Origin of the sequence: Sphingomonas sp. R86521, assembly GCF_042466235.1 — a bacterium.
GTDB lineage: Bacteria > Pseudomonadota > Alphaproteobacteria > Sphingomonadales > Sphingomonadaceae > Sphingomonas.
Map to the genome: position 1 here is coordinate 63,069 of NZ_JAXHBY010000001.1, position 23,916 is coordinate 86,984.

23 protein-coding genes are annotated in these 23,916 nt (G+C 67.3%); 12 read left to right on the forward strand and 11 right to left on the reverse strand.

Going from position 1 to position 23,916, the window contains the following annotated elements:
• Positions 1-138: 138 nt before the first annotated feature.
• The 3 genes from sucC (at position 139) to SJY20_RS00340 (ending at position 3,259) form a co-directional block, all read left to right on the forward strand.
• Positions 139-1,341, forward strand: a complete 1,203-nt coding sequence (gene sucC, locus SJY20_RS00330) for an ADP-forming succinate--CoA ligase subunit beta (protein ID WP_380784620.1) — start codon at positions 139-141, stop codon at positions 1,339-1,341.
• A gap of 245 nt (positions 1,342-1,586) precedes the next feature.
• On the forward strand, positions 1,587-2,333 hold the full coding sequence (locus tag SJY20_RS00335) for an electron transfer flavoprotein subunit beta/FixA family protein (protein ID WP_380784621.1): 747 nt from the start codon (positions 1,587-1,589) through the stop codon (positions 2,331-2,333).
• A complete protein-coding gene (locus SJY20_RS00340) occupies positions 2,330-3,259 on the forward strand; it encodes an electron transfer flavoprotein subunit alpha/FixB family protein (protein ID WP_380784622.1) in 930 nt (309 codons plus the stop codon). Before SJY20_RS00335 ends, SJY20_RS00340 begins: the two co-directional genes overlap by 4 nt.
• Positions 3,260-3,516: 257 nt before the next feature.
• On the opposite strand, the gene SJY20_RS00345 is transcribed toward SJY20_RS00340, so the two are convergent.
• Both SJY20_RS00345 and bla read right to left on the reverse strand, forming a co-directional pair.
• Positions 3,517-4,032, reverse strand: coding sequence for a ferritin-like domain-containing protein (locus SJY20_RS00345; RefSeq protein ID WP_380784623.1), 516 nt, complete (start codon positions 4,030-4,032; stop codon positions 3,517-3,519).
• Between the two features lie 52 nt (positions 4,033-4,084).
• Complete coding sequence (gene bla, locus SJY20_RS00350; protein ID WP_380788500.1) at positions 4,085-4,966, reverse strand: subclass B3 metallo-beta-lactamase; 882 nt, start codon at positions 4,964-4,966, stop codon at positions 4,085-4,087.
• A 169-nt stretch (positions 4,967-5,135) separates the two neighbouring features.
• Between bla and SJY20_RS00355 the strand changes: the two genes are divergently transcribed.
• The gene (locus tag SJY20_RS00355; protein ID WP_380784624.1) at positions 5,136-5,903 is read left to right on the forward strand and encodes an energy transducer TonB; all 768 of its coding nucleotides are present in this window, start codon (positions 5,136-5,138) and stop codon (positions 5,901-5,903) included.
• Between the two features lie 185 nt (positions 5,904-6,088).
• Positions 6,089-7,342, forward strand: coding sequence for a dipeptidase (locus SJY20_RS00360; protein ID WP_380784625.1), 1,254 nt, complete (start codon positions 6,089-6,091; stop codon positions 7,340-7,342).
• A gap of 23 nt (positions 7,343-7,365) precedes the next feature.
• Here the strand turns inward: SJY20_RS00360 and SJY20_RS00365 are convergent, their stop codons facing one another.
• From SJY20_RS00365 to SJY20_RS00385, 5 genes are all read right to left on the reverse strand, one after another.
• A complete protein-coding gene (locus tag SJY20_RS00365) occupies positions 7,366-8,886 on the reverse strand; it encodes a sensor histidine kinase (RefSeq protein ID WP_380784626.1) in 1,521 nt (506 codons plus the stop codon).
• 24 nt (positions 8,887-8,910) lie between these two features.
• Complete coding sequence (gene ssb, locus SJY20_RS00370; protein WP_380784627.1) at positions 8,911-9,486, reverse strand: single-stranded DNA-binding protein; 576 nt, start codon at positions 9,484-9,486, stop codon at positions 8,911-8,913.
• Positions 9,487-9,655: 169 nt separating this feature from the next.
• Positions 9,656-11,530 carry a ferrous iron transporter B gene (locus SJY20_RS00375; RefSeq protein ID WP_380784628.1) on the reverse strand — a complete coding sequence of 625 codons (1,875 nt, stop codon included), beginning with the start codon at positions 11,528-11,530 and terminating at the stop codon, positions 9,656-9,658.
• 15 nt (positions 11,531-11,545) lie between these two features.
• Positions 11,546-11,809 carry a ferrous iron transport protein A gene (locus SJY20_RS00380; protein ID WP_380784629.1) on the reverse strand — a complete coding sequence of 88 codons (264 nt, stop codon included), beginning with the start codon at positions 11,807-11,809 and terminating at the stop codon, positions 11,546-11,548.
• A 194-nt stretch (positions 11,810-12,003) separates the two neighbouring features.
• The gene (locus SJY20_RS00385; protein ID WP_380784630.1) at positions 12,004-12,657 is read right to left on the reverse strand and encodes a COQ9 family protein; all 654 of its coding nucleotides are present in this window, start codon (positions 12,655-12,657) and stop codon (positions 12,004-12,006) included.
• A 133-nt stretch (positions 12,658-12,790) separates the two neighbouring features.
• Here SJY20_RS00385 and SJY20_RS00390 point away from each other — a divergent pair, with 133 nt between their 5' ends.
• On the forward strand, positions 12,791-13,879 hold the full coding sequence (locus SJY20_RS00390) for an alkene reductase (RefSeq protein WP_380784631.1): 1,089 nt from the start codon (positions 12,791-12,793) through the stop codon (positions 13,877-13,879).
• A gap of 61 nt (positions 13,880-13,940) precedes the next feature.
• Here SJY20_RS00390 and SJY20_RS00395 read toward each other — a convergent pair whose 3' ends face one another.
• Positions 13,941-15,155 carry a UbiH/UbiF/VisC/COQ6 family ubiquinone biosynthesis hydroxylase gene (locus SJY20_RS00395; RefSeq protein ID WP_380784632.1) on the reverse strand — a complete coding sequence of 405 codons (1,215 nt, stop codon included), beginning with the start codon at positions 15,153-15,155 and terminating at the stop codon, positions 13,941-13,943.
• Positions 15,156-15,261: 106 nt separating this feature from the next.
• On the opposite strand from SJY20_RS00395, the gene SJY20_RS00400 reads away from it, so the two are divergent.
• The 5 genes from SJY20_RS00400 to SJY20_RS00420 all read left to right on the forward strand — a co-directional run bounded on the left by SJY20_RS00400 (position 15,262) and on the right by SJY20_RS00420 (position 21,006).
• A complete protein-coding gene (locus SJY20_RS00400; RefSeq protein WP_380784633.1) occupies positions 15,262-17,568 on the forward strand; it encodes a DNA translocase FtsK in 2,307 nt (768 codons plus the stop codon).
• Between the two features lie 170 nt (positions 17,569-17,738).
• Entirely contained in the window at positions 17,739-18,356 is a 618-nt protein-coding gene (locus tag SJY20_RS00405; protein WP_380784634.1) for an outer membrane lipoprotein carrier protein LolA, read from the forward strand.
• Between the two features lie 307 nt (positions 18,357-18,663).
• On the forward strand, positions 18,664-19,446 hold the full coding sequence (xth, locus tag SJY20_RS00410) for an exodeoxyribonuclease III (protein WP_380784635.1): 783 nt from the start codon (positions 18,664-18,666) through the stop codon (positions 19,444-19,446).
• Positions 19,443-20,486, forward strand: coding sequence for a GTP cyclohydrolase II (ribA, locus tag SJY20_RS00415; protein ID WP_380784636.1), 1,044 nt, complete (start codon positions 19,443-19,445; stop codon positions 20,484-20,486). Before xth ends, ribA begins: the two co-directional genes overlap by 4 nt.
• 1 nt (position 20,487) lies before the next feature.
• Positions 20,488-21,006 (forward strand): YdcF family protein, encoded by a 519-nt coding sequence (locus tag SJY20_RS00420; protein WP_380784637.1) that lies wholly within the window; start codon positions 20,488-20,490, stop codon positions 21,004-21,006.
• 73 nt (positions 21,007-21,079) lie between these two features.
• On the opposite strand, the gene SJY20_RS00425 is transcribed toward SJY20_RS00420, so the two are convergent.
• Both SJY20_RS00425 and SJY20_RS00430 read right to left on the reverse strand, forming a co-directional pair.
• Positions 21,080-21,745: an HAD family hydrolase gene (locus tag SJY20_RS00425; protein WP_380784638.1), complete on the reverse strand. Its 666-nt coding sequence runs from the start codon at positions 21,743-21,745 to the stop codon at positions 21,080-21,082.
• Positions 21,742-22,398 (reverse strand): YggS family pyridoxal phosphate-dependent enzyme, encoded by a 657-nt coding sequence (locus SJY20_RS00430; protein ID WP_380784639.1) that lies wholly within the window; start codon positions 22,396-22,398, stop codon positions 21,742-21,744. The genes SJY20_RS00425 and SJY20_RS00430 overlap by 4 nt, the downstream gene beginning before the upstream one ends.
• Before the next feature lie 57 nt (positions 22,399-22,455).
• Here SJY20_RS00430 and SJY20_RS00435 point away from each other — a divergent pair, with 57 nt between their 5' ends.
• Entirely contained in the window at positions 22,456-22,932 is a 477-nt protein-coding gene (locus tag SJY20_RS00435; RefSeq protein ID WP_380784640.1) for a thiamine phosphate synthase, read from the forward strand.
• A 179-nt stretch (positions 22,933-23,111) separates the two neighbouring features.
• Here SJY20_RS00435 and SJY20_RS00440 read toward each other — a convergent pair whose 3' ends face one another.
• Positions 23,112-23,825 carry a hypothetical protein gene (locus tag SJY20_RS00440; RefSeq protein ID WP_380784641.1) on the reverse strand — a complete coding sequence of 238 codons (714 nt, stop codon included), beginning with the start codon at positions 23,823-23,825 and terminating at the stop codon, positions 23,112-23,114.
• Positions 23,826-23,916: the final 91 nt, after the last annotated feature.

Below are 23,916 nucleotides of genomic sequence, written 5' to 3' on the forward strand. Positions count from 1 at the left end.
CAAAGCCCCGATCCCGGTGGAGAAAACCATCTTGTTGCAAACGCGAATCAGTCGCAATACCCTTAAGGGTGGATTTGAACTGCCGGCTGTGCTTTACGCGCCCCAATTCCCGATTTTCCAAATGCGTGGAGCCTCCCGATGAACATCCATGAATATCAGGCCAAGGAATTGCTGGCCAAGTTCGGCGTCCCCGTGCCTGCCGGTTTCGCGGCACTGACCGTCGAGGAAGCCGTCGAGGCCTCGAAGAAGCTTCCCGGACCGCTCTATGTCGTCAAGGCGCAGATCCACGCCGGCGGCCGCGGCAAGGGCAAGTTCGTCGAATTGGGCCCCGATGGCAAGGGCGGTGTCCGCCTCGCCAAGACCGAGGACGAGGTTCGCGCAGCGGCAACCGACATGCTCGGCAACACGCTCGTCACGATCCAGACGGGTGACGCGGGCAAGCAGGTCAACCGCCTGTACGTCACCGATGGCGTCGACATCGACAAGGAGTTCTACCTCGCGCTGACGCTCAACCGCACCACCGGCCGCGTCATGATGGTCGTCTCGACCGAAGGCGGCATGGACATCGAGGCGGTCGCGCACGACACGCCCGAGAAGATCCAGTCGATCGATATCGACCAGGCGACCGGCTTCATGCCCCATCACGGCCGTTCGGTCGCTGCAGCGCTCGGCCTGACCGGCGATCTCGCCAAGCAGGCCGCGAACACCGCGTCGAAGCTGTATGACGCGTTCATGGGCACCGATGCCGAGCAGATCGAGATCAACCCGCTCGCCGTGACGAACGACGGCAAGCTGATGGTGCTCGACGCGAAGGTCGCATTCGACGGCAATGCGCTGTTCCGCCACAAGGACCTGCTCCAGCTGCGCGACGAGACCGAGGAAGATCCCGCCGAGCTCGAAGCGTCCAAGTACGACCTCGCCTACATCAAGCTCGATGGCGACATCGGCTGCATGGTCAACGGTGCCGGCCTCGCGATGGCGACGATGGACATCATCAAGCTCAACGGCATGTTCCCGGCCAACTTCCTCGACGTCGGCGGCGGCGCCAACAAGGAGAAGGTGACGGCGGCGTTCAAGATCATTCTCGCGGATCCGAACGTGAAGGGCATCCTCGTCAACATCTTCGGCGGCATCATGAAGTGCGACATCATCGCCGACGGCATCGTCGCCGCGGCGAAGGAAGTGAACCTCTCGGTTCCGCTGGTTGTTCGCCTCGAGGGCACCAACGTCGAGAAAGGCAAGGAAATCCTCGCCAACTCGGGCCTCGCGATCGTTCCCGCGAACGACCTCGGCGATGCCGCGAAGAAGATCGTCGCAGAGGTCCAGAAGGTCGCGGCCTAACCGCTACCGACTGCATACTGATTCTGCGAAAGACGGGGCTCGGACGGAAACGTCCGGGCCCTTTTTCGTTGGTACTGCAGGCTATCCGGCGTGTGATCCGGTCGGCACTGCGTCGTGACGCTACGGCATAGCGATGAATCCGTACCGCACTTGCGAAAACGGCTCGAAACAGCCATCTGTCGCGCCAACGCCGCCACCCTGTGACGGTGACCGAAAAGACGATATTCACCTTGGAAGGAACCCCGATGAAGGTGCTGGTACCGGTCAAGCGCGTGCTTGATTACAACGTGAAACCCCGCGTGAAGGCGGACGGCACAGGCGTCGATCTGGCCAACGTCAAGATGAGCATGAACCCGTTCGACGAGATCGCGGTCGAAGAGGCGATCCGCCTCAAGGACAAGGGCGTCACGGAAATCGTCGTCGTCTCGATCGGCGAGCAGAAGAGCCAGGAAACGCTCCGCACCGCACTCGCGATGGGCGCCGACCGTGCCATCCTGGTGGTCAGCGAGACCAAGGTCGAGCCGCTGGGCGTCGCGAAAATCCTCGCCAAGATCGTCGATGAGGAAAAGCCCGACCTCGTCATCCTCGGCAAGCAGGCGATCGACGACGACAACAACCAGACCGGGCAGATGCTCGCCGGCCTGCTCGGCTGGGGCCAGGGCACGTTCGCGTCGAAGGTCGAGATCGCCGACGGATCGGTCCACGTGACCCGCGAAGTCGATGGCGGTGCCGAGACCGACACGCTGAAGCTGCCCGCGATCATCACCACCGATCTTCGCCTCAACGAGCCGCGCTACGCGTCGCTGCCCAACATCATGAAGGCAAAGTCGAAGCCGATGGCGAACAAGACGCCGGCCGATTTCGGCGTCGACGTCACCCCGCGGCTGACCACGCTGAAGGTGGTCGAGCCCGCCAAGCGCTCGGCCGGGATCAAGGTCGCGTCGGTCGACGAACTGGTCGGTAAACTACAGGCAATGGGAGTCGCCAAGTGAAGACGCTCGTATGGGTCGAACATGACGGTACCGCCGTCAAGGATGCCACGCTGTCCGCGGTCACCGCCGCATCGCAGCTCGGCGAAGTCCATCTGTTGGTCGTCGGCCAGGGCGTCGATGCGGTCGCCGCGGCGGCTACGAAGATCGCCGGCGTGGGCAAAGTCCATGTCGCCGACGACGCTGCGTACGCGCATGCGCTTGCCGAGAACGTCGCGCCGCTCGTCGCCCAGCTGATGGCCACTCACGACGCGTTCGTCGCGCCGTCGACCACCAATGGCAAGAACATCGCCCCTCGCGTGGCAGCGCTGCTCGACGTCATGCAGATCAGCGACATCCTGTCGGTCGAGAGCGAGGACACCTTCACGCGTCCGATCTATGCCGGCAACGCGATCGCGACCGTACAGTCGTCGGATGCGAAGAAGGTCATCACGGTCCGCGGCACCGCGTTCGACAAGGCCGCGACCGAAGGTGGCACCGGCGAGATCGAAGCCGTCGCCACGACCGGCGATGCGGGCCTGTCGAGCTTTGCCGGTTCGGAGATCGCGGCAAACACCCGGCCCGAACTGACCAGCGCCAAGATCATCGTCTCGGGCGGTCGCGCGCTCGGATCCGACGAGCAGTTCCACGCCCTGATTGATCCGCTTGCCGACAAGCTCGGTGCCGGCGTCGGCGCCAGCCGCGCCGCCGTCGACGCGGGCTATGCGCCCAACGACTATCAGGTCGGCCAGACCGGAAAGATCGTCGCCCCCGAAGTTTATATCGCGATCGGCATCTCCGGCGCGATCCAGCATCTCGCGGGGATGAAGGACTCGAAGACGATCATCGCGATCAACAAGGACGAGGATGCACCGATCTTCCAGGTCGCGGACATCGGCCTCGTCGGCGACCTGTTCAAGATCGTGCCGGAATTGACGTCGAAGCTGTAGGCAAAGCCGATGCGCGGGGCAAAGCCCCCGCGCAACAGCAAGACCGGCCGGCGGCGCGCCAGCGCCGACCGACGACACGGGATTTTCTCCCGTGTCGCGCGCCACGAAAAGGGCGGCCCGACTTAACGTCGAGCCGCCCTTCTTCGTTACCAACCAGCCGTCACCCCGGACTCGTTCCGGGGTCCACTGTGCCGCGAATCAACGCCGTAGGTTTCGCGCCACCGTGGATGCCGGACCAAGTCCGGCATCCACGCCGATTACGCCGTAACCGCCTCGGCCTTCGGATTGATCTTCGACGTCGCCATCGCCGTCAGCTTGTCGTCCGTCGCATATTCCTCATCGAGCGTTTCCTGCAGGATCGCGGCGATCTCGGTGCGGCCCAGCTGGTTGGCCCACGCGATCATCGTGCCATAGCGCGCGATCTCGTAATGCTCGACCGCCTGCGCCGACGCGATCAGGCCGGCGTCGAGCACCGCCTTGTCCTCGATCTCGCCGGCGACCTCGTTGGCTTCCTTGATGATTCCGTCGATCGCCGGGCAGGTCACCGCCTTCACCTTCTCGCCGAGCAACTCGAAGATCCGCTCCAGCCGCACGATCTGCCCCTCGGTCTCGCGCAGATGCGTCTCGAATCCCTTCTTCAGCGCTGGCGCGGTCGCCTTCTCCGCCATCTTGGGCAGCGCCTTGGTGATCTGGTTCTCGGCATAATACACGTCCTGCAACTGGTGCAGGAACAGGTCCTCGAACGTCGCGATGTCTTTTGAAAAAAGGCCCATGATACGTCCTTGCATAGCAGGCGAAGCCAATCGCTTCTGGCCGCACAACGTCCTATCGAACGCGAAGTTTCCGCTCGTCCGCGAGCCGCTTTTCCAGTTTCGCACCGGCCGCCGCGGCATAGGCGGCGCACCCGTTCCGATCCACCAGCGGCTTCGCGCCCGACAGTCGCGCATACAGGTCGCTGGCCGCCGGGTGCGGTGTGACGACGATATCGCACGGCAATCGCGCGACCTTGGCCAGGCTGGCGCGGAACGCCGCGACATAGGCCGGATGGTCGGCAAACCGGTATCCGTCCGCCGAGATCGCACTCAGGCTGTCGGCATAGACCATCGCCCGGCACACGCCCCTGTCGCACGACTGCCAGGTCCAGGACGTGCTGCCCGGGGCATGCCCTGGCGTCGTATGCGCGGTCAGCCGCAACGGCCCCAGCACCACGATCTCGCCATCACGGACGATTCGCCCGACCCGCGCTCCGGCGAATTCACTGATGCCGTTTCCCTGCGGATCGTCTGCCGCGGGCACCCCGCTTTCGAGCGCCTTCCGCGCCGCCGCGGTCGCCACTAGCGTCGCGCCGGTGACCTGTTGGAGCGCACGAAACCCGCCGGCATGGTCGACATGCTCGTGGCTCGACAGCAGCAGCTTCACGTCCGAAGGCCGCCACCCCAGCCGCCGGATGTTCGCCACGATCGACGGCACCGCCTCTGCAGTCGCCGCATCGATCAGCACATGCCCCTTGGGCCCGACGACCAGCAGCGCGACGATCCCGCAGCTCCCGACATCATAGACATTGCCGAATATCCGCACCGGCGGCGCCGGATCGCTCCACCCGTCCTTCCCCGAACATTGCCGCTGATGCTCGGCAAAGCTCGCCGTGCGCGGCGCATCCGGCACTTGAGCGCGAGCCTGCGCCGCGAACACGCAAGCCGCCAACACAGCCAAGCGAACGATCCTTGCCACAACCCTCTCCCCCAAAAACCGTCATTCCGGGCTCGTCCCGGGATCCAGAGTACCGAGCGACACCGTTCGCGGCTCCAGCCCCCGGGTCAAGCCCGGCACGACGGCCCGGCTTGCCCTCCGCCCCGAGCAAACCCAGATACGCCTCATGTACGGCGTCCAGGCCCCCCGCGACCGTATCGCCTCCGCCACCGGGTCAGTCCTGCTCTGCGGCCTGGTCGGCTACGCGCTGATCCTCGGCCTCGGCGTCAGCATGCCCGGCGCCGCACCCGATGCGCTCAAACTCTTCGCGGTCGGTCCGCCCCCGCCGCCGCCGCCACCCGAACGCATCATCCCCCGCCCCGCCAGGAGTCACCGCCCCGAGGGCGCGGCCTCCCCCGCCAACCTGCGCGCCAAAGCCACCGAAGTCGTCGCGCCCAAGCCGATCGTCCCGCCGATCGTCCCGCCACCCGTCGTCGCCGCGCTCAAAGCCGGCGTCGGCGCCGAGGCGACCGCCGGTGCCGCGCCCGTCCCCGGCCCCGGAACCGGCGCGGGCGGGATCGGCAACGGCACGGGCAGCGGCCGCTCCGGCGATGGCGACGGAGACGGCGGCGACGAGACCCCGCCGCGCCTGCTGAAAAGCCGCTTCAGCCGCGGCGACTATCACGAGGCGGAGTCGCTGGTCGGCGAGAACAACGTCGTCGGGCGCATGGGCGTGCGCTATACCGTCGGCATCGACGGCCGCGTCTCGCAATGCCGCGTCACCCGATCCAGCGGCAAGCCCGCGCTCGACGGCATCACCTGTCGCCTGATCGAGAAACGCTATCGCTACCGGCCCTCGCTCGACGCGGCGGGACGCCCTGTGGTCTCGACGGTGTTCCACAACCAGGACTGGTTCGAGGTCGAGGACGACGGCAGCGGAGACGGCGACGACTGAACCCCGCCGGCAATCCTGCGGCATTAGCCTGGGGTTATGCAGCGGGCGCAGAAAACCACTGTCCTACACCGGCGATGCTGTGTCACCTTCGCGGCCATGACGAACACCGGCCCAGCAACGGTCCTCTGCACGCGACAACATGCGCGTGAGTGTTACCTTTGCGGCCTTTCGCGAGCCCTGCACCCATGATCACCGCGCTTCTCCTGCTCGCCGCCGCCGAACCCTCGGCCGCCGCTCCGGCCATTGCCCCGGCCATCGCCGCGCGCGTCGACCGCATCCTCACGCGCACACCGGTGATCGACGGGCATAACGACCTCCCCTGGGAAATCCGCGAACACGGCGATGCCAAGCCCGAGGCGGTGCCGCTGGCGCAGGGCACCGCCGCACTGCCCTATCCGATGCAGACCGACATCCCGCGGCTGCGCAAAGGCCATGTCGGCGCGCAGTTCTGGTCGGTGTGGATCCCCGCCGACACCACCGGCCCGGCGGCGGTCGAGACGACGCTCGAAGAGATCGACATCGTCCGCCGCATGGTCGCCGCCAATCCCAGCACCTTCGAACTGGCGACCACCGCCGCCGACGTCCGCCGCATCCAGAAGGCGGGGCGGATCGCGTCGCTGATCGGCGTCGAGGGCGGGCATCAGATCGACGGTCGGCTGTCGGTCCTCCGCCAATACCGCGCGCTCGGCGTCGGCTACATGACGCTGACCCACGGCAAGAGCCTGGCCTGGGCCGATTCGTCCACCGATGCGCCCCGCGCCAACGGGCTCAGCGCGTTTGGTCGCCAGGTCGTCACCGAGATGAACCGCATCGGCATGATCGTCGATCTCGCGCACGTCTCCGACGCGACGATGCGCGCCGCGCTCGCGGTGACCATCGCGCCGGTGATCGCCTCGCACTCCAGCGCCCGCGCGCTGGCGGACGCACCGCGCAACATCCCCGACGACCTGCTCGCCGCGATCGGCATCAATGGCGGCGTGGTGATGGTCAATTGCTACCCCGCCTTCTTGTCGACGCAGTGGCGCGCCTGGGACCAGGCGCGATCGGCCTATGCCAAGTCGGTCGGCGTGCCCGGTAACGCCTACGGCAACAAGGCCGCCGGCCCGCTGATCGCCTGGGATGCCGCCCATCCCGAACCCCGCGTGACATCGGCGACGGTCGCCGACCATGTCGACCACATCGCCAAGGTTGCGGGTGTCGACCATGTCGGTCTCGGCGGCGATTTCGACGGGATCCAGGGTACCGGCCCTGCCGACATGAAGGGGGTCGATGGCTACCCGACGCTGTTCGCCGAACTGGTCCGCCGCGGCTGGAGCGACGCCGACCTCGCCAAACTGGCCGGTGGCAACATCCTACGGGTCATGGAGCGTGTCGAGGCGGTCGCGAAGGGCATGGCCGGAACGCCCGTGAACGACGCGACGGACATCGCCTCGCGCTGACCGCCCGCGATAACCGGGACTAGTTAGGCGGCGCGGCTCAGCGCGCTCGCCGGGATCGCGATATCCATCACCAAGCCCTCGGGCCGCCAGTCACGCGCGACCGTCCCGCCCAGTTGCCGCACGGCGCTCATTTCGATCAGCTGGCTGCCGAACCCGCCGCTTCCCGCCGGTGCCGCGACTGGCGGACCACCACGCTCGCGCCAGGTGATCACGACGGTATCCGCCCCCGCGGCGATCGCGACCTCGACCGCGCCCGTTACGGTACTCAGCGCGCCGTACTTGGTCGCGTTGGTCGCCAACTCGTGGAACAGCAGGGCGATCGGCGTCGCCGAACGATCGTCGACCCGGACGTCGTCGCCGATCACCGCAAGGCGGACCCCGTCGCCCTGCTTATAGGGTTCGAACAGATCGGCGAGCAGACCGTGAAGGCTATCCTGCCGCACCGTCGGCCGCGACTGCGCGCTGTGCGGACGGACGAAGTCGTGAGCGCGTCCCAGCGCGGTGATGCGGTGGCGCAGGTCGGTCGCGGTCGCCGCGAACTCCGGCTTGCCGCGCGCCGCGAACGAGATCAGCCCCGATATCACCGCGAAGATGTTCTTGATGCGGTGGCTCAGCTCCTGGCTGATGACCTCGCGTTCCTCATACGCCAGCTTCTGTTCGTGGATGTCGGTACAGGTCCCGAACCAGCGCATGATCGCGCCGTCCTGGTCGCGCACCGGCAGCGCACGACCCAGCACCCAGCGATAGGTGCCGTCGAAATGGCGCAGGCGATATTCGATGCCGTACGGTTCGCCGGTCTCCAGCGAGTGCCGCCACGCGGCCCAAGCGCGGTCCTGGTCGTCGACGTGGAACATGCCGTTCCATCCCTCTCCGTCGGTGGTGCCTTCGGGCGCACCTGTGAACTCGTACCAGCGCGCGTTGTAGTAATCGTGGAAGCCGTCGGGCAGTGTCGACCACACCATCTGTGGCATGGTGTCGGCGAGTGTCCGGAATTTCAGGTCGCTTGCTTCGAGGACGCGGCGCGCGGCGGCTTCGGCTTCGCCCTGCTCACGTGCGACGCGGCGATCGTCCAGCCGCCCCATCGCCGCCTTCGCGAGGATCAGAAGCCCGCGATGCTGCAACGGCGTCAGCGCCGCGCGCGGCTCGCTATCGATCACGCACAGCGCGCCCAGCGGCACACCCTCGCTGGAAACCAGCGGCGCGCCCGCATAGAACCGGATGAACGGTGCGCCGGTGACGAGCGCATTGTCGGCGAAGCGCGGATCTTCGCGCGCATCCGGCACCTGCATCACCTCGTGCCCCAGCATCGCATGCGCACAGAACGACTGGCTGCGCGGGGTCGCGAGCAGGTCGGTACCGATCCGCGCCAGGAACCGCTGATATTCTTCCTCGACCAGGCTGACGAGCGCGACCGGCACGCCGCATAGTTCCGCCGCGAACGCGACGATGTCGTCGAGCTGGCCGGCGACACGCGCGCCCGCGACATCGTACGCCGCGATCACGCGGGTGCGGATCGCCTCGTCGGCCGAGCCCTCAGTCGTCATGTCGCGATCGCCCGTCACCCCGGATCAGAACGGTACGTCGTCGTCGAGATCGTCCGAGAAGCCGCCACGCGCGCCACCCGCGGGTGCACCGCCACCGCCGCCGCCACGGCTTCCGCCGCCACCGCCGCCGTAACCACCACCGGACGAACCGCCGCTGCCATAGTCGTTGCCGCCGCCGCCACCGGCCCAGTCGTCACCGCCGCCGCTGCGCGATCCGCCGCCGCCACCGCCGGCACCCTGGCCGCCGCCGGGACCGTCGAGCATCACCAGCACGCTGTTGAAGCCCTGCAGCACGATCTCGGTCGAATATTTGTCGGCACCCGCCTGGTCCTGCCATTTGCGGGTCTGCAACGCGCCTTCGATATAGACCTTCGAGCCCTTGCGCAGATACTTCTCCGCGACGTTGGCGAGCCCTTCGTTGAAGATCGCGACCGAATGCCATTCGGTCTTTTCCTTGCGCTCGCCCGACATCTTGTCCTTCCAGGACTCCGACGTCGCGATGCGCAGGTTGACGACCTTGCCGCCGTTCTGGAACGCCTTGCTCTCGGGGTCGCGACCCAGATTGCCGACGATGATGACCTTGTTGACGCTGCCTGCCACGAACCAGGACTCCACTAGTAAGGTTTGATTGCTCAGACGAGCATGAACGAATAGAAGGTATCGGCGTAGGACCTGGGTGCAGATTACCCGGTGGAAGGGATGATCGCTTCTGGGGAGAAGGACCAGGACCTACGCCTTGAACGGATTTGGAGTCCGCTCAGCGCATCACCTACAAACCCGCGGCTACCGCCAGCCAGTATGTGATGCCAGCCATGATGTACGCGGCGGCGAACAAATAGCCAACCATGAAGGCCGGCCATTTCCACCCATTGGTCTCGCGGCGGGTGACGGCGATCGTCGAAATGCACTGCGGCGCGAACACGAACCACATCAGGAAGGCGAGCGCGGTGGGCAGGCTCCAGCGGCCGCGCAGGTTCTCGATCATCGCCTTGCCGCCCTGGTTGCTCTCGGGATCGTCGATCGCATAGACCGTGCCGATCGCCGCCACCGCGACCTCGCGCGCGGCCATCGCCGGGATCAGCGCCAGCACGATATCGCGGTTGAAGCCGATCGGCGCGAACACCGGCGCGATGCCGTTGGCGATCCGCCCGGCGACGGAATAATCGACCGCCGAGATCTTCGGTGCACCCGCCGGCTGCTCGGGCGGCTTGGGGAAGCTCAGCAACACCCACAGGATGATCGTCGAGGTCAGGATGATCCCGCCGGCGCGCTTCAGGAAGATCTGCGCGCGGCTCCACAGCCCGATCGCGACATCGCGCCACTGCGGCCACTGGTATTTGGGCATCTCCATCATGAAGCCCGACGACACGCCCTTGGTCACCGTCCGCCGCAGCACCAGCGCCGCGACGAACGCACCGACGATGCCCATGATGTACAGCCCGAGCATTACCAGCCCCTGCAGCCCGACGAACGGCAGCACCATGGTGTTGGGAATGAACGCGCCGATGATCAGCGTATAGACCGGCAGCCGCGCCGAACACGTCATCAGCGGCGCGATCAGGATCGTCGTCAGCCGGTCCTTCTCGTCGTCGATCGTTCGCGTCGCCATGATCCCCGGGATCGCGCAGGCGAAGCTCGACAGCAGCGGGATGAACGCGCGGCCCGACAGCCCGACGCTGGCCATCACCCGGTCCATAAGGAACGCCGCGCGGACCATGTAGCCGCTGGCCTCGAGCACCAGGATGAAGAGGAACAGGATTAGGATCTGCGGCAGGAACACGATCACCGCGCCGACGCCCGCGATCACCCCGTCGGCGATCAGCGATCGCAGCAGCGATGGCGCGAATTCGGCGGCGATGGTCGATTGCACCCACACGAACCCGGAGTCGATCGCGTCCATGAACGGCTGTGCCCAGCTGAACACCGCCTGGAACATCGTGAACATGATCGCGAGCAACAGGATCGGCCCCGCGACCGGGTGCAGCGCGACCGCGTCGAGCATGTGCGTCCAGCGCCGCACAGTGGTCTCCGACACCGTCGCCGCATTCGCGATCTGCCGCGCGCGGCGCTGCAGCGTGACGATGTCCTCCTGCACCGCGCCAGTGGAGGCGCGCAGTCGCATCGGCCCGGCGACGACGATCTGCCCAAGCTGTGCGCGCAACTCGTCGAGCCCGCGCCGCCGCACCGCGACGGTCGGGATCACCGGCACCCCCAGCTCGCGCGCCAGCACCTTGGGGTCGAGCGTCAGCCCGTCGCGCTCGGCCAGATCGACCATGTTGAGCGCGACGATCACCGGCAGGCCCAGCGCGATCAGCTGCAGCGTAAAGCGCAGATGGTTGTCGAGGTTCGAGGCGTCGACCACCACCACCAGCGCATCGGGCAGGCGTTCGCCGTCCTGCGTGCCGGTGACGACGTCGCGGGTGACGCGTTCGTCGGGGGAGGATGGTTCGAGGCTGTAAGCGCCGGGCAGGTCGACCAGTTCGACCGGTCGCCCGTCGTCGAGCACCAGCCGTCCGGCTTTACGCTCGACCGTCACGCCGGGATAATTGCCGACCTTCTGTCGTGCGCCGGTCAGCGCATTGAACAGCGCGCTCTTGCCGGCATTGGGATTGCCGACCAGTGCCACCAAAGGTGCGGCGTTCATTCTATCGTGCGGCCTTTATTCGGCGGGGGCGTGCGCAGGCGAAACGTGGATGGCGCCGGCAACGGCCCGGCGCAACGCCACCGTCATCCGCCCGATACGACACGCGATCGGCCCGCGACCCAGCGCCGCGCGGTGCAGCACCTCGACATCGACGCCCTCGTCGAAGCCCAGTTCGCGAAGCCTGCGCGCCTCGGGCACCGCCAGTTTCGCCCAGTCGATCGCGGCGACCACACCGTGTTGACGGTGCGGAAGCGTTTCGAGGCTGTGCGGCTTGCTCATGATGCGACTGATTATCAGTAACGGATCAAAAGGGAAAGCCCCGAGTGATGTCTTGTGGCGCAGACAAGCCACGATCCGATTCATCTGAGCGCCGTCATCCCGGGCTCGTCCCGGGATCCAGGGCCACAAACGGTATCGCCAGTAACCCTGGATCCCGGGGCAAGCCCGGGATGACGGGGGGAGCTAATACCCGGTCACCGCACCGGGTAGCGCAACCGGCCAACAAACCGCGACAGACTAGGCCGGTTCGCAGTGCGCGTGAGGAACTTCGCCTTGGCCTGTTCGAACGCCATGATCCCGTCGACCCGTCGCGCCAGGAACGCGCGCGTCTCGGCCTGCCCTTCGCTGTCGTCGTCGAGCAGCACGGTCATCGTCGCGCCGTACACGCCCAGCAGGATGGTCCGCTTGGTGTAGTGATTATAGTCGGTCGAGACGTCGCCCGCGGCGCGCCACATCACGTCGACGCTGCGCCAGCCGAGCTTCGCGCCGCGGGCGACATGCTGCGGCAACGCCAAGATCGCGAGCGCGCGGCGCAGCGATTCGCGGTACGGCGCCACCGCATCGATCCGCGCCTCGACCAGCGCGGTGATCCGCGCGCGAACCTTCATCGGCGCCAGCACCTCCGCGGGCAGCGCGACCGCCATCGCCGCGTCGATGCTCGCGAACCAGGCGTCGATCATGTCGACCGCACCGCCCGGAAACGCCAGTGCCGCGACATCGGTATCGATCCCCGCACCCTCGGCCGCCATGTCGCGCGCCGCGTCGCCCCAGCCGTCGAACGCCGCGTTGGCGGCGATACCGGAGGCGAGCCGGTCGCGGATCTCGTCGAGCGTCAGGTCTTCGGTCATGTCGTCTCCCGACCTTTCAGATGGGCGCCACGACGTGGTGCGCAACGCCCCCAAGTTATTCTTTCCGCCGGACGGCGATGCGAGCCGAGCCTTAGCGCCCTATCTTCCGCGCGTCAGGCACTAAGGAGTCCCCATGCCGAACCTCTTCGATCCGATCAAACTGGGCGCGATCACCGCCCCCAACCGCATTCTGATGGCACCGCTGACGCGCGGCCGAGCCGACAAGGATGCCGTGCCGACCGATATCATGGTCGAGTATTACACGCAGCGCGCCAGCGCCGGCCTGATCATCTCGGAAGCCACCGGCATGAGCCGCGAAGGCCTGGGCTGGCCGTACGCGCCCGGTCTGTGGACCGACGAACAGGTCGCCGGGTGGAAGCCCGTGACCGATTCGGTCCATGCCGCCGGCGGCCGCATCGTCGTGCAGCTGTGGCACATGGGTCGCCAGGTCCATTCGTCGGTGATCGGCGGCCAGCCGGTATCGTCCTCGGCGACCGCGACCGCGGGCCAGGCGCATACCTATGAGGGCAAGCAGGACTTCGAGAGCGCACGTCCGCTGGAAACCGACGAGATCCCGCGGCTGCTCGCCGATTACGAACTGGCGGCGCGCAATGCCAAGGCCGCCGGGTTCGACGGCGTCCAGGTGCACGGCGCGAACGGCTATCTGATCGACCAGTTCCTGCGCGACAACGCGAACTTCCGCGACGACCGCTACGGCGGCAGCATCGAGAACCGCATCCGCCTGATGCGCGAAGTCACCGAGCGCGTCGCGAGCGTCATCGGCGCCGACCGCACCTCGATCCGGCTGTCGCCCAACGGTGATTCGCAGGGCGTCGACGACAGCAACCCGATCCCGCTGTTCACCGCCGCGGCCAAGGCGCTGTCGGAGATCGGCATCGGCTTCCTCGAACTGCGCGAGCCCGGCCCGAACGGCACCTTCGGCCGCACCGACGTGCCCAAGATCAGCCCGCAGATCCGCGAGGCCTTCACCGGCCCGCTGGTGCTGAACTCGGATTACCGCACCGTCGACGAGGCGCAGGCGGCGATCGATTCGGGCGTCGCCGACGCGATCGCGTTCGGTCGCACCTTCATCGCCAACCCCGACCTGCCCGAGCGTCTGCGCACCGGCGCACCGCTCAACCAGGATGAGATGGCGACGTGGTACAGCCGCGGCCCCAAGGGCTATATCGACTATCCCGCGCTGGAAACCGCGGACGCCTGAGCCGCGAGGGTCGAAGGGGAGGCAGGCGGCGCACTGCCTGCCTTCCCTCATCCGCGACGTCTCAGACCATCAATCCCTGCAGCAGTTTCGGCAAATCGCCGCTCTCGCCGCGCGCCTCTGCCATGAACCGGTCCTTCAACGGCGGGATCGCGTTGACAGCGGAAATCCCGAACCGCCGCACCGCGCTCGCGGTCTTGCCCGGCACCCCGAACAGCCGGGTCAGCGTATCGGTCGCGATCGCCACCATGAACGTGTCGAGCCCGCGCCACCGCTGATACCGATCGAGCAGCGCCGCATCGCCCAGGTCCAGCCCAAGCCGCTTGCCCTCGACCAGCACCTCCGCCAGCGTCGCGACATCGCGGAAGCCAAGGTTCAGCCCCTGCCCCGCGATCGGATGGATTCCGTGCGCCGCGTCGCCGATCAGCGCCAGCCGCTCGGCGGTAATCCGCGCCGCATGATGAAAGCCCAGCGGATACGACGCCCGCGGGCTCGTGTTCGACAACGCACCCAGGAACCCGCCCATCCGCTTTTCCGCCTCGGCCAGGAACGCCCGATCCCCGAGCTTCAGCATCGCAGCGCCGTCCTTGGCGTCGACCGTCCACACGATCGCGGAGCGATGCCCGTCGGCATCGTCGGGCAGCGGCAGCAACGCGAACGGCCCCGCCGAATAGAAGATCTCGTACGCGGTATCCCCGTGCGATCGCTCGTGGTGGAACGCCCCGATGATCGCAGTGTGATCATACTGCCACCGCGCCACCGAGATCCCCGCCGCCTCGCGGGTCGGCGAATTGCGCCCCTCCGCCGCGATCAGCAGCGGCGCGCGCACGCTATCCCCTGAATCGAGTGTCGCGACCACGCCGGCTGCCGATCGATCGACGCTCACCGCCCGCGTCTGCATCCGCAGGTCGACATGAGCCGCGCTGCTAGCGGCGTCGAACAGCGCGCGCCGCAGCAGCTTGTTCTCGTACATCGTGCCGAGCGCGCCATCGTCGGCGTCGGGGATGAAATCGAGTGCCCCCGGCTCCAGCCCGTCGCTGACCCGGATATGCCGGATCGCGCAGCCCTTGCCCGCCAGCGCGGCGCTGACGCCGATCGCATCGAGCATCCGGTGGCTGGCGCTGGCCACCGCCGACGCCCGCCCGTCGAAGCCCGGCGCCAGCGTCACCGCCGGGTCCGCCGGGTCGATGACGACCGAGGAAACACCGTGCACGTCGAGCGCGAGTGCCAGCGTCGCGCCTACCAGCCCGCCGCCGAGAATGATGACATCTGTGTCCATGAAGCCGCTCTATCCCGCCAACCGTCCTGTGCCAACGCTGCTGACTTGACGACGGCCCGGGGTCGGACGATGAAAACCATGGTTTACGGACATTGGGGATTTCGACATGGCGAGCCGCGCGCAGCCAGCCTTGTGGCGTGAGACGGTAAAGGCCGGCGCGGTGCGCAGCGGCGCGTTGATCGCCAGCATCGCGATCTTCCTGCTAACGCTGGCGATGGCGGTCGCGCTGGCCAGCTATCACGCTAGCGATCCCGCGCTGAACACCGCTTCCGGCGGCTATCCCGCCAACTTGATCGGACCGCCGGGGGCATGGTTCGCCGACATCGCGCTGTCGCTGTTCGGCCCCGCGGTCGCGCTGCTGTTGCCGGTCGGCCCGATCGTCGGCACCCGGCTGTGGCGCGACCTACCCGCCGGGCGCTGGGGCCGGATGCTGCGCCAGGCTGCCTTGGGCGTCGCGCTGATGGCCAGTGCATTGGCGTTCGTCTCCGACTCGTCGGTGCTGGCGCTCCCCGCAGGATGGGGCGGCGTCGTCGGCCTTGCCGTCGCGAACGCTACGCAATGGGCGTTGTCGTTCATCGGCGAACCGGTCGCCGAACTCTGGTCCGCCCGCGCGATCGGGCTGCTGGTGGGCGTCGCCGGTGCGATCGTCTGGGCGCGCAGTCTCGAGATCGAACTCGGCGAGCGCAGCTGGCGCCTGCGCCGCGCCGGTCGCGCCGACCTGGACCCGCAGGATCTCGGCTATGACGAGATCGACGACGAGGAACCGCTGACGCTGACCCGCAAGCCGGTCACCCCGCGCGCGGTCGCGGAACCCGATCCGCGCCCCGCCCCGGTGATCGCCGACCGCCAGGTCGCGCCGTCGCAGGCACGACCAAAGCCCCAGTCGCAACTCGATCTGCGCGACAACTATACATTGCCCCCGCTCGACCTGCTCACGCCCTCGCCGCCAAGCCAGGGCAACGTGATCGACAAGGCGGGCCTCGAGCGCAACGCGCGCCTGCTCGAAAACGTGCTCGACGATTTCCACGTCAAGGGCGCGATCATCGAAGTGCGGCCGGGCCCGGTCGTGACGATGTACGAACTCGAACCCGCGCCGGGCATCAAGGCCAGTCGCGTGATCGCGCTCGCGGACGACATCGCCCGCAACATGTCGGCGATTTCCGCGCGCGTCGCGGTGATCCCTGGGCGCAACGTCATCGGCATCGAACTGCCGAACGCGCGCCGCGAGGCGGTGTCGCTGCACGAACTCGTCGGAAGCCAGACCTTCGAGGATCAGCAGGCGCAGCTGCCGATCATCCTCGGCAAGAATATCGCAGGCGATTCGGTGATCGCCGATCTCGCGCCGATGCCGCATCTGCTCGTCGCGGGCACCACCGGCTCGGGCAAGTCGGTCGGCCTGAACTCGATGATCCTGTCGCTGCTCTACAAGCTTACGCCCAGCCAGTGCCGGATGATCATGATCGATCCGAAGATGCTCGAACTGAGCATGTACGACGACATCCCGCATCTGTTGTCGCCGGTCGTCACCGATCCAGCCAAAGCGGTGCGTGCGCTGAAATGGGCGGTCGAGCAGATGGAGGACCGCTATCGCCAGATGTCCTCGGTCGGCGTCCGCAGCCTCGCCAGCTTCAACGACAAGGTTCGCGGCGCCAAGGCCAAGGGCCAGCCGCTCGGGCGGAAAGTCCAGACGGGGTATCACCCCGACACCGGCGCGCCGATGTACGAGGAAGAGAAGCTCGAATACGACGTGCTGCCGCAGATCGTCGTGATCGTCGACGAGCTCGCGGATCTCATGATGACCGCCGGCAAGGAGGTCGAGTTCCTGATCCAGCGGCTCGCGCAAAAGGCGCGCGCCGCGGGCATCCACCTGATCATGGCGACGCAGCGGCCGTCGGTCGACGTCATCACCGGCGTGATCAAGGCGAACCTGCCGACCCGCATCAGCTTCCACGTCACCTCGAAGATCGATTCGCGCACCATCCTCGGCGAACAGGGTGCCGAGCAGCTGCTGGGTCGCGGCGACATGCTCTATATGCCCGGCGGCAAGGGTATCGTCCGCGTCCACGGTCCGTTCGTCAGCGACGACGAAGTCCGCGCGGTCGCCGATCACTGGCGATCGCAGGGGCTGCCCGACTATATCTCGTCGGTCACCGAGGAACCCGAAGACGGCTTCGTCCTCGACGGTACCCCGACCGGCGAGGATTCCGCCGAGGACCAGCAATATCGCAATGCCATCCAGCTGGTCTGCGAAAGCCAGAAGGCCTCGACCTCGTGGCTCCAGCGCCAGCTCCGGATCGGCTACAACTCGGCGGCGCGGCTGATCGAGCGGATGGAAAAGGACGGCATCGTCGGCCGCCCCGACCATGTCGGCCGCCGCGAAGTGCTTCGCGATACCGAAGGTCATGCGATCTAGAGGGCACCCACCCTCTTACCCCCACCCCCGTCATCCTGACGAAAGTCAGGACCCAGAGTACCAAGCGCACCGCGTGTAACGTTAAACCCCGACGGCGTCAGGATGACGGAATAGGGGTTCAGTGCGCGTTCAAGCCGCGTCGGCCACTCACCCGGCCCTAGGAGAATTTCATGTACCGTCCCGCCCTGATCGCAACGATCGCCGCCGTCACGCTCAGCGCCCCCGCCGCGCTGTCGGCCCAGGCGACCGGCGACCTCGCCGCCGTCCAGCGTCACCTCCAGTCGGTGACGACGATGACCGCCGACTTCTCGCAGTCGGATCGCAACGGCAAGGTCCTGACCGGCGTGCTGACGCTCAAGAAGCCCGGCAAGCTTCGCTTCCAGTACCAGAAGGGCGTGCCGATCCTGATCGTTGCGGAAAGCGGCGCGCTGACCTTCATCGATTATTCGGTGAAGCAGGTGCAGCGCTGGCCGATCAAGAACTCGCCGCTCGGCGTCCTGCTCGACCCCAGCCGCGACATCACCCGCTATGCCAAACTCATTCCCGGTATCGACAATCGCTTGGTCTCGGTCGAGGCGAACGATCCCAAGCATCCCGAATATGGCCGCATCACGCTGGTCTTCGCGCGCGACGGCGCCGCGCCGGGCGGGCTGATGCTGCAGGGCTGGGTCGCACTCGACAGCCAGAACAACCGCACCACGATTCGGCTGTCGAACCAGCGCTTCGGCGCGCCGGTCAGCGACAATATTTTCCGCTGGAACGACCCGCGGCGCTCGACGACGCGCTAATCTTCCCGGATCGGACGTTTCATTCATCCGAGCGACAGGTTCACGCGCCTAGAGGGTTCCTCGCGGATGTGGGGCGCCAGGATTTTCCCCCCTGTTGCCTGGTTTCTTCATATCTCGCCTGCGTGACGAACGCTGAGTCGGCCCTCGCTCCACGCCCCCGGAGCGGGGGCCTTTCGCGTAGAGGGGCAGCAGGCAAGCCTGCAAACCCCTCAAGCGCGGCCGGCGGGCAAGGCCCGTTCGACGACAGGGGCTTCGCCCATGTCGCGCCGTCTTGTGACGCAGCGCGGTCGGGCCTACCTACTCCCCCGTGAAGATCGTCTCGTGGAACATCAACTCGGTCCGCTTCCGGATCGGCATCGTCGAACAGTTCCTTCGCGAGAACGAACCCGACATCCTGTGCCTGCAGGAGACCAAGGTCATCGACGGCGACTTCCCGCTCGAACCGTTTCGCGCGCTCGGCTATCGCCACATCGTCCTCCACGGCCAGCGCATGCATCACGGCGTCGCGATCCTGTCGCGCGTCCCGATCACGCTCGACGACCGCCTCGACTGGCAGGCGAACCAGGAGGCGCGCCATGTCGGCGTCCGGCTCGAGAACGGCGTCCGCCTGGAGAACGTCTACGTCCCGGCCGGCGGAGATGTCCCCGACCGCGAGGTGAACCCGAAATTCGGCCAGAAGCTCGATTTCGTCGAACGCATGACGCGCTGGTCCGAAAGCCTCGCCTGCCCGACGATCCTGGTCGGCGACTTCAACATCGCCCCACTGGAATCCGATGTCTGGAGCCACAAGCAGCTGCTCGACGTCGTCAGCCACACCCCGATCGAGGTCGCCGCGCTGGACCAGCTCCAGGCCGCCGGCGACTGGACCGATCTCGGCCGCCACTTCCACCCCGCCCCGGAGCGCCTGTTCACGTGGTGGAGCTACCGCGCCAAGGACTGGGCCGCCTCCGATCGCGGCCGCCGCCTCGATCACATGTGGGCGACCAGGGGCGCGGCCGAGCATGCCGTGGCGCACACCGTGTTCGAATCGTGCCGCAGCTGGCTGAAGCCGTCCGATCATGTCCCGATCATGACCGAGTTCGCGTTTTGAACCCGCGCGCCGCGGCGCGTGCGGTCGATGCGCTGCGTCGCGGGTGGCCGATCGCGATCGACGGCCTGACGCTGCTGGCGGTCGAGACCGCGGATGCCGACCGCCTCGCCGCATTCGATCCACCCGCCAACGGCGGCGTGCTGATATCGTCTGGCCGCGCGGTGACGCTGAAGCTCGCCAACCAGCTCGAAGCCGCAGACCCCACCGCACCGGTCCTGATCGATCGCGCGCCGTGGATCGATTTCGCCGCCGCCACCGCGCTCGCCGACCCGCAGTTCGATCTCGCGACCCCGCTGAAGGGTCCCTTCCGCACGCTCCCCGTGGCGCACCCGCAAGCGGCAAGCGCGGCGCTCAGGCTCGCGCGGATCGCCGGGCTTCTGCCCGCCTTCTTCCTCGGCACCGGCGAACCCGAAGTCGCGATCACCACCGCGGACATCGACGCGCATGAGGACGCCACCCGCCTCACGCTGGCAACGCGCGCCCGGCTCCCCGTCGAGGGCGCCGAAGACGCCGAGATCGTCGCGTTCCGCTCGCCCGAAAGCGCCGACGAGCATATCGCGTTGCTGATCGGCCAGCCCAACGGCCAGCTCCCCCTCGTCCGCCTGCACAGCGAATGCTTGACCGGCGACGTGCTCGGCAGCCTGAAATGCGACTGTGGCCCGCAACTCCATGCCGCGATCCACGCGATCCGCGACAGCGGCTGGGGCATCCTGCTCTACCTTCGCCAGGAGGGCCGCGGGATCGGTCTCGTCAACAAGCTGCGCGCCTATGCGCTTCAGGACCAGGGGTTCGATACCGTCGACGCCAATACCCGGCTCGGCTTTGCGGTCGACGCGCGCGATTTCGGCGTCGCCGCGCGGATGCTGACCCTGCTCGGCCAGCGCAACATCAGGCTGCTCACCAACAACCCCGCCAAGGTCGCCGGGCTGGAGGCGACCGGGGTGACGGTGATCGAGCGCGTCCCACATCAACTGCCGTCCAACCCGCACAATGCACGCTATCTCGCGACCAAGCGCGACCGCACCGGGCATCAGTTCTAGGGTGGACCAGCCCCGCCGCCTCATCGTGATCTTCGGCGCCGCAGTCCGCGCCGATGGCCGCGCCAGCCCGACGCTCGCTCGCCGCATCGCCTATGCCGAAGCCGCGGCTCGCCGCTATGCCGACGCACACCTGTTCTGCTCGGGCGCCAAGGGCACGCACGGACCGTCCGAAGCGTCGGTGATGGCGCGGACCCTCGCCAACACTATCGAGCCGTCCCGCATCCATCTCGACGAAGCCAGCATCGACACGCTCGAACAGGTGCGCGCCGCGGTGCGCTTCGCAAAGCTGCACGATTGCGACGAGTGCCTGACCTGCACCGACGGCTATCACCAGCCCCGCGTCCGCATGCTCTTCGCGCTGCTCGGCATGAAGACCCGCCCGGTCCGCCTCCCGCATACCGGCCGCAAACGATACCGCGCGAAGATGTCGCTGCGCGAGGCGCTGGCGCTACCCTATGATCTGGTCGCCGGCACCGCGGTGCGATTGCGACGCAAGTCCAAACCGTCATCCCGGGCTTGACCCGGGATCCAGAGCCGCAAACGCTGCGCGTGGTATCCTGGATCCCGGGACAAGCCCGAGATGACGGATGAGGCTAGAGACCCACCAGCCGCGCCACCTCACCAAAATCACGCGCGATCGCATCCACTCCGATTGCCGTCAGCCGCGCGCCATGGTCCGGCGCGCAATGCGACCCCGCGGCCAGTCCGATCACATACCCCCCGGACGCCACCGCCCCCGTCGCCCCAACCGGCGAATCCTCGAGGATCGCAGTCCGTTCGATCGGCACGCCCAAACGATCCGCCGCGAACAGATACAGGTCCGGCGCCGGCTTGCCGTTCGCGACATGCTCGCGCCCGCTGTACAGGTGCTCGCCGAACGCCTCGCGCAGCCCGATATGGTCGAGATGCCGCGCGATCCATGACGTCGGGCTCGACGATACGATCGCTTTCGGCAGATCCGCCGGCAACGACCGGACGAACGCCACCGCGCCCTCGACCGCATCGACTCCCGCCGCCATCACCCGCGCATCCTCGTCGGCGCGCGCGGCGTGGAAGTCCGCGGGCAACGGCCGGCCGATCCAGCGTTCGACCGCCGCGACGAACTGCGGCCCCGCAAGCCCCATGAAGTTCGCCATCGATTCCGCTGGCGTCGTCGGATGCCCAGCCGCGGTCAGCCATTCGGCGATCTGCCGGTTGCCTGCCGCCTCGCTCTCGATCAGTACGCCGTCGAAATCGAACAGGATCGCCGCGACCTTCACGCCCGCGCTCCGAACAGCGCGCTGCCGATCCGGACATGCGTCGCACCCAGCGTGACCGCCGTCTCGAAATCGTCCGACATTCCCATGCTCAACCCCTCCAGGCCGGCGTCGCGCGCGAGTTTGGCCAGCAGCGCGAAATAGGGCGCGGCTTCGGTATCGGCGGGGGGCAGGCACATCAGCCCGGCGATCGGCAGCCCGGCGTCGCGCGACGCCTCCAGCAACGCTGGCAGATCAGCGATCGCACACCCGCCCTTTTGTGGCTCGTCGCCAATATTGACCTGGACGAAGCAGGCCGGATGGCGATCCGCGGCGTCCATCGCCTTGGCGAGCGCGGCGACCAGCGACGGCCGGTCGACGACATGGATCGCGTCGAACAGCGCGACCGCCTCGGCCGCCTTGTTGGACTGGAGTTGGCCGATCAGGTGCAGCTCGACCCCGGGATATGCCTCGCGCAGCGCCGGCCATTTCGCCGCGGTTTCGGCAACGCGATTCTCGGCGAACACACGGTGCCCGGCGCGCAACAGCGGTTCGATCGCCTCGGCGGGATGCGTCTTGGAGACCGCGATCAGGGTCACGTCGGCAGGGCGGCGATCGGCGATGGTGGCGGCCTTGGCGATGCGCGCCTGGATTTCGCTCAGGGTGTCGGATGTCATGGCGTGCGCTATAGCAGCGCGGTGCGCGCCCGAAAGCCCATCCCGACCCGCTGGCTGATGACAGACGAGCGCATGGGCGACGCGCTATGGCCCGCACTCTGCCGCCTGCCCCCCGGATCGGGGGTGGTGTTCCGCCATCATGCGACGCCGCCTGTGGAACGGCGAACCCTGCTGCGACGGATCAGGCGCATTGCCCAGGCGCGACGTCTGGTCGTCCTCACAGTCGGCATCGGCATCCCCGCCGCGGACGGCGTTCACGGCGCTGCACCCACTAAAGGGCTGCGGACATGGCCCGCACACAGCCGCACCGAAGCATTGGGCGGCCAACGGGCCGGCGCCGATGCGCTGTTCGTCTCGCCGATCTACCCGACGCGGTCGCACGTCGGCGATCGCGGTATCGGTGCGGCAGAGGCGATACGGATCGGACGCGGGCTCGGTATCCCGCTCATCGCACTAGGCGGCATGACCGAACGTCGTTGGCGACGGCTAAGCGGGTTTCATGGCTGGGCCGCCATCGACGCATGGGTTATTTGAGGGACGAGCGGTCGGTCCCTTCCGTCATGCCGGACGCGTTCCGGCATCCACGGTTCCGCCCACTCTCAGGATGTTGGGTGCGCCTTACGGTGGACCCCGGACCAAGTCCGGGGTGACGGGCAGTTCTCACAAACGCCACCACACCTCTACTTCAGCAAAGTATCACTTTGCTGAAAGGCTTAGAACCGGAATGCGGTACCCAGATAGACCGCCTGGCTGTCACGCCGGTCATCCTCGATCCGCGCAAAGCGCTCGCGGTCGGAGCGATAGCGGACGCCCGCGGTCACATCGATGTTACGCGTCAGCGAATAGGACCCGCCCAGATCGACCGAGTAGGTCGGTGCCTCCTCGACCAGACGCGGCGCATTCGCGAGCGGGCGATCGGTCGCCGCCTTCACGCTGCCTGTGAAGCGCTTGGCCGAATAGCTGACCGCAAGATCAGCCGATTCGCGGCTGCCCGGCATCCCGGCCATGTCGATATGGCCGACATCGCCCGAAATCGCGAACCGCTTCCAGCCGACCGACATACCCAGGTTATACGCGATCGGGGCCAGACCCACGGTCGGGGCGACATTGGTCGCAGCCAGGCGGCTGTTGTCGGCATCGCGATTCGTGCGGGCGCGCACCGCAACCGTCACCGCACGCGTATCGCGACGGGTTTCGGCCGGGGTAAAGCGAAAGGTCCCGGCATCGACACCGCCGCGAGCGAACAACGCCGCGAGTCGCGGGTCGGCGGCGGCAGGCGTGAAGCTGCCCAGCCCGCGAATCGCCATCGGCGCATGCCGGACGATTCGCGCGGGCTGTTCGGAGGCGCCGAAGGCGGGCGCGACAAGGGCGCCGGCGGTGACGAGCACCCCAGCAACCATTCCCGCCATCACGCGCCTGTTCAACACCAACTCGCCCCTTTGACATTTGTCGTCGTTGAACGGGGCCTACCACGAAACGATCCGGCGCAACCACGCCGTCGGCGCTGCTCTGAGTAAT